The 5,521-nt window shown below is 73.5% G+C and carries 5 protein-coding genes; 3 read left to right on the top strand and 2 right to left on the bottom strand.

The annotated features are described in order from the left end of the window. The coding region (locus DQW06_RS25805) for an SGNH/GDSL hydrolase family protein (RefSeq protein WP_117199467.1) at positions 1-1,616 on the bottom strand (1,616 nt) is incomplete at its 3' end. A gap of 177 nt (positions 1,617-1,793) precedes the next feature. Here DQW06_RS25805 and DQW06_RS25800 point away from each other — a divergent pair. Then, the gene (locus tag DQW06_RS25800; protein ID WP_117199466.1) at positions 1,794-2,687 is read left to right on the top strand and encodes a hypothetical protein; all 894 of its coding nucleotides are present in this window, start codon (positions 1,794-1,796) and stop codon (positions 2,685-2,687) included. Positions 2,688-2,848: 161 nt separating this feature from the next. On the opposite strand, the gene DQW06_RS25795 is transcribed toward DQW06_RS25800, so the two are convergent. Then, positions 2,849-3,364 carry an NADPH-dependent FMN reductase gene (locus DQW06_RS25795; RefSeq protein WP_013154718.1) on the bottom strand — a complete coding sequence of 172 codons (516 nt, stop codon included), beginning with the start codon at positions 3,362-3,364 and terminating at the stop codon, positions 2,849-2,851. Between the two features lie 582 nt (positions 3,365-3,946). Between DQW06_RS25795 and nagA the strand changes: the two genes are divergently transcribed. Together nagA and DQW06_RS25780 are read left to right on the top strand one after the other, a co-directional pair. After that, on the top strand, positions 3,947-5,080 hold the full coding sequence (nagA, locus tag DQW06_RS25785; RefSeq protein WP_071622660.1) for an N-acetylglucosamine-6-phosphate deacetylase: 1,134 nt from the start codon (positions 3,947-3,949) through the stop codon (positions 5,078-5,080). 104 nt (positions 5,081-5,184) lie between these two features. Continuing rightward, entirely contained in the window at positions 5,185-5,496 is a 312-nt protein-coding gene (locus DQW06_RS25780) for a hypothetical protein (RefSeq protein ID WP_013154720.1), read from the top strand. Positions 5,497-5,521: the final 25 nt, after the last annotated feature.

Here is a 5,521-nt window from a genome sequence, read left to right as displayed (position 1 = left end):
GTGGGGGCCGGAGCGGGCGTGGGGGTGGGCCGCGGACCGGGGTCCGCGTCGGGCACGGGGTCGGACGGCCCGCCGCTGGGGACGGGCGATTCGACGGGTTCCTCCGAGGCGTGGTCACCCTCCGGGGACGCGTACGGGCCGCCGTCCACGGGCGCCCGCCGGTCATCGGCGACCCCGCAGTCCAACGCGCGCACCCACACCTCGTAGTGGGAGGCCTCCTCGACCTCCTCCCACTCCACGGTCGCCCCGCCGTCGACGACGCGCAGCCAGGACGGCCCCGGCGGCGGATCGTCGTCCCACACCCACGGGAGGGGCTCGGACTCCACCCCCTCGTCCCGGCCCTTGAACGAGCGCACCACGAACTCGTAGCGGGCTCCGCTGAAGAGCGCCCCCACCAGCACGGAACGGCTGTCCCCGTCGGCGCGCACGTCCACGGGAAGCACGACGGCCTCGTCCGGGTCCGGCCCCACGCGCCGCTGCACCACCCGGTAGCCGGTCGCACCGGGCACGGCCTCCCAACTGAGCACGAGGCCGTCCTCTGACTCCTCCGCCACCGGCTCGGGCGCGCTCGTGGGCCCCACCGCCGGTTCCGGCAGCGGCCGCCGGTAGGCCGGTCCGACCCCCAGCGGTTCGGCGAGCGCGTCGGCGAAGGCCGCCGCGATCCTCAGCTCGCCGCGCGCGTTGGGGTGCGCCTCGTCCCAGTTGTCGCTGGCCGGGGCGTACCCGTCGGCGACCCGCGCGACCACCACGGGCGATTCGCTGGAGGTGAGCTGAGCGGCGAGGTCGACCAGACCCATGTTGAACCGGTCGATCTCGGCGTTGGCCCGCGGGTCCTCCACCGGCGGGAGCTCCCCGAGGACGAACCGGGTCTGCCCCCGCACGACGCGCACCGTGGACACCGTCTCGCCCACCCCCTCCAGCGCGCTGTCGGCGTCCTCCCCCGCCAGGATGTCCTCGGTACCGGCCAGGAGGAGCAGGTAGTGCGGCCGGTACTCGGCGGCCACCCGCGCGGCCCCGGTGGACAGGTCCTGCGCGGTGGTGCCCCAGCGGGCGGCGTGGTCGGTGTCGAAGTCGGGGTCGGCGTAGTCCTGTTTGCCGAACTCGCGGTCCGCCAACCCGTACACGCCGTCGTAGGGGCCGACGAAGTCCACCTCCACCCCGGCCTCGCGCAGGTGGGACCACAGGCGATAGCGCCAGGTGTAGTCGCCGCTGCTGCCCTGGGAGAGCGAGTCGCCGACGACCATGACGCGCAGTTCGCCGTCCGGCGGGCCCGGCACGGTGACGGGCTCCTCGGCGCGCCCGCCCTCCGCGGCGCCTCCCCCGGAGCCGCTCTGGATCAGCAGCAGGGTGACCGCCATCGCCGAGAGCATGACGCCGAGCAGCCCCAGGGGCCCGGGTTCGAAACGGGAGTGGCTGTCCCAGCGGGGCCGGAGCAACGTGAGGCGGAGCCGGCGGGGCCACCGGTCCAGGAGCAACGCCAGACGCGGCGCTCGCGGGCGGTCCCGCCCCGGTTCGCCGGGCCGGGAGCGGCGCGGTCCGGGCCAGCGGAACCGAAGCCTGCCGAAGCGGTCGGCCACGCGCGACCACCACACGGAGCGTTCGTCGGATCCGCGCACCGCGCCCCCTGCGTTCCCAGAACGGGTTCTACCCCCAGCAGGGGGTTCGTCAGACAAGACTAGAACTGGTTATATATAATTCGTCAACTCGCTGCGGCCGAGCGGAACCGCCTACACCGACGTTAGCGGCCGCCCCCGCCCTCTCGACTCCGCGCCCCGACGGAAAGCAGGACCCCCGTGACCGGACTCGTGGTAGCCCTGCTGTCCGCGGTGGTCTACACCGTCGGCCTGACCGTGGAACAGCGCGCCCTGCACGGCGCGGAGTCGATCTCGATCAACCGCCCCCTCCACCTGGCCCGGGTCCTGCTCACCAACCCCCGCTGGGTGCTTGGCTGCCTCTTCGCCGCCGTGGGCAGCGTCGGCCTGATCGTCTCGCTCGGCCTGGCGCCCGTGTCCGTGGCCCAGCCCGCCTTCGCCGCCGGGGTCGCGTGCGGCATCCTCGTCATCACCCTCGTCCTGGGCGAGCGCGTCACACGGGGCGAGTACGTGGCCCTCGGCATCATGCCGGTCGCGCTCGGCCTGCTCAGCCTGTCCACCGCCGAGGGCGCCGAGACCGGCACCACCGCCGACGCACCGCTGCTCATCACCGTCAGCCTGCTCACCGTGGCGGTGTGCCTGGTCGTCGTGGGCCTGGCCGGCGGCCGCGGCCGCTACGTGTCCGCCGCCGCCCTGGGCGCGGCCGCGGGCTTCGCCCAGGGCAGCGCGGGCCTCCAGGGCAAGGGGCTGGGCGGCCTGCTGGCCGACCACGGCCTGTGGGGCGCGATCGTCCCCGCGCTGCTGTCGCCCTACCCCTACCTGTACGCGGTGGGCTGGGCGGTGGGCATCGTCCTCTTCCAGACCTCGCTCCAGCGCTCGCGCGCCTCCATCACCGCTCCGGTGTCCAACGTCGTGGGCAACGTGTTCATGGTCGTCATGGGCACGATCCTGTTCGGCGAGCGGCTGCCCGACGACTCCGTCATGCTGGCCCTGCGCGTGGGCGGATTCGCCCTCACCCTCGTCGTGGTCGTCCTGGTCCGCGGCAACGTGGCGGCCGCCGAGGCGGACACGAGCCGCAAACGCGCCCACCCGTAGGCCGCACACGGGCGCGCGGAGGAGGCGGACGTAGGCGGGGACGGCGAAGACGAGGGAGCGGCGTGCGGCCCCCGCGGAGGCCGGGGAGAAGGCGGGACACTCCTGCGCGTCTCCCCTGCCACCACGGACCCGCCGCTACGGGACCGCCGCGGCGACCCCGCTCAGACGGCCACCGACACGGCCTCGCGCAGGCCCGGGGCGGCGACGTCGGCCCACGCCCGCACCACGCTGTCGGGCTGGCCGGTCTCCCCCTCGGCCAGGATCAGGCCGGGCTCGGCCACCCAGGCGCCCAGGTCGGCCAGCAGGATACGCAGGTCCTCCTCGATGCCCCGGCTGTTGCGCAGGTCCTCCACGACCGCCAGCGGAACCGCGACCGTGTGGCCCAGTCCCAGCTCGGGCAGGCGGTCGAGGAAGACCTTCAGCAGCCCGGTGTAGGTGCCGTGCGCCTGCGGGGAGGCCACGAGCAGGACGTCGCTCTCGCGCACCTTCGCCAGCGCGGCCTCGACCGCGGCGGAGGACTCCGAGAGCAGTTCGGCGCCGAGTTCGGCGATGTCGATGACGTCGGGGCGGGAGTCGACACCCGCGCGGGCGGCGACCTCGGAGGCCGCGCGCAGGGCGGCGTCGCGGACGGAGGAACGGATCTGGGGGGCGGCGACGAGCACGGTGAAGCGGGTCATGCGAGAACTCCTGGGTTCGAACAGAGCGAGCCGGGATCGGAGGAGACACCAGCCGGGGAGGACGGCGGGGCGGTTGACACCGGAAGGAGGGGTGACGAACGTCCTTGGACTCTCGCGGTTCCTCGCCTCCGACACGGCGGGAGCGGACCACGCTGTCCGAAAACCGCCCGTGTCGGGCCTGGCAGGTCTGCTTGGGCGACCGCGGGGCGGTCCCCACGGGACCCAGGGGAAGAGATGAGCGTCCGGTGTCTGCGACAGGGCACGTGCGACGGGGCACGAAAGGCGCGGGGCGAAACCCCGCAGGGCGCTAGCTACGACAGAGCGCGCTCGCCTGCTGTCTCAGATCGACATGCAGGCGCTGGACAAGCAGCTCACCGGCGGACATGTCTCCATCATGAAGCGCCCCGGCCGTTATCGTCAATGCGTGCGCGCACCACGGTGGGCGGTCCACCCCTCGGACAGCCGTCCCAGGAAGCGGGATCACCCAGCTCCGCAGGCAATACGGAAGCCCGCGGTGACGGCTCCGAAGGCCTGTGTAATGTGCGACACACACCGACGAGACGAGCACGAGGAACCCCTCACATGGCCCACACCCCCGTCACACTCACCAACGCGCGCGTCGTGACCCCCGACGGGGTCCACGAAGGATGGTTGAGGATCGAGAACGGCCGCGTGGCCGCGCTGGGTTCGGACGGACCCGTTCCCGGCGGCCGCGACCTCGGCGGCGCCTGGGTCGTCCCCGGCATGGTGGACACCCACGTCCACGGCGGCGCCGGGCACGCGTTCACCGAGACCGACCCCGAGGGCGTCCGTGAGACGATCGCGTTCAACCGCTCCCGGGGCGTGACCGCGCTGGTGGGCGGCCTCGTGGCGGCCACCCCGGAGGACACCCTGCGCCAGGTGGCGGCGCTGGCCGAACTGTGCGACGCGGGCGAGCTGGCGGGCATCTACCTGGAGGGCCCCTTCATCTCCCGGGCCAGGTGCGGGGCGCACGACCCCGACCTGCTCCGCGACCCCGACACCGCCGAGTTCGACCGCTGGCTCAAGGCCGGGCGGGGGCACGTGCGCATGGTCACGGTGGCCCCGGAGCTGCCCGGAGCGCTGGACCTGATCGGCGCGGCGGCCTCCTCCGGCGTGGTGGCGGCGGTGGGGCACACCGAGGCCACCTACGAGCAGACACTGGCGGCCTTCGACGCGGGGGCGTCGGTGGCCACCCACCTGTACAACGCGATGCGTCCGCTGGGCCACCGCGACCCGGGGCCGATCGCCGCCGCGCTGGGCGACGAGCGCGTGACGGTCGAGCTGATCCTGGACAACGTGCACGTCCACCCGGGCGCGGCCGGGCTGGTCTTCGACGCCGCGGGCGCGGACAGGGTGTCCCTGGTGACGGACGCGATGTCGGCGACGGGCCTGGGCGACGGCGAGTACACGCTGGGCGACCTGCGGGTGCGGGTGAGCGGCGGCGAGGCGCGCCTGGCGGAGAGCGGCACGATCGCCTCCAGCACGATCGTCCTGCCCCAGGCGGTGCGCAACGCCGTGCGGGGCCTGGGCGTCGGCGTGCCCGAGGCCGTGCGGTCGGCGTCGTCGGTTCCGGCCGCGGCGCTGGGGCTGGACGGGGTGGGCCGGATCGAGGTCGGAGGGCGCGCCGACCTCGTCGTGCTCGACGACGACCTCGGAGTCCGCGAGGTGGTGTACGAGGGCGCCTGGGTGGAGTAACGGCGTGTCGTAACCGCGTTACGGACTAGTAATATAACCCTGGGTGACAATGGCGACAGGGCATCGAGGAGAGCCACCACGCTCGACACGAAAGGATCTGCGCCATGGCCAAGTCGAGACAGACGAGGGACGAGCAGCCGACCCGTGTGCCCTCCGAGGAGCACGAGCACCTCGGCAAACTCGCCGCGGAACTGTCCCGTTACGACGTGCGGGCGGACGTGGTCGACGAACAGTCGTCGCCCTGCCTGCGCGTGCGCAACCCGTCATCCGCGTGTGCGGTTGAGGACGTGATCTGTGAGCGCCGAGAACACGACTACGCGTTCATCGCCTCGTTCGGGGTCTACCTCGGCAGCAGTGGGAGCCTCGGCGTCACGGCCCACAAGGTCGCCTGGCTCGTGGGAGCCACCGAGGCGTGACGGCCGCGCGGGACGGGTGCGGTGC

Source organism: Nocardiopsis sp. TNDT3, from assembly GCF_003427465.1.
In the GTDB taxonomy this organism is placed as follows: Bacteria; Actinomycetota; Actinomycetes; order Streptosporangiales; family Streptosporangiaceae; genus Nocardiopsis; species Nocardiopsis dassonvillei.
This window is presented reverse-complemented; position numbering and strand designations above follow the sequence as displayed.

What these genes read in the sequence shown, in the direction of transcription:
- DQW06_RS25795 (WP_013154718.1), bottom strand. Translation starts at nt 3,364, where the DNA reads ATGACCCGCTTCACCGTGCTCGTCGCCGCCCCCCAGATCCGTTCCTCC.
- nagA (WP_071622660.1), top strand. Translation starts at nt 3,947, where the DNA reads ATGGCCCACACCCCCGTCACACTCACCAACGCGCGCGTCGTGACCCCC.
- DQW06_RS25780 (WP_013154720.1), top strand. Translation starts at nt 5,185, where the DNA reads ATGGCCAAGTCGAGACAGACGAGGGACGAGCAGCCGACCCGTGTGCCC.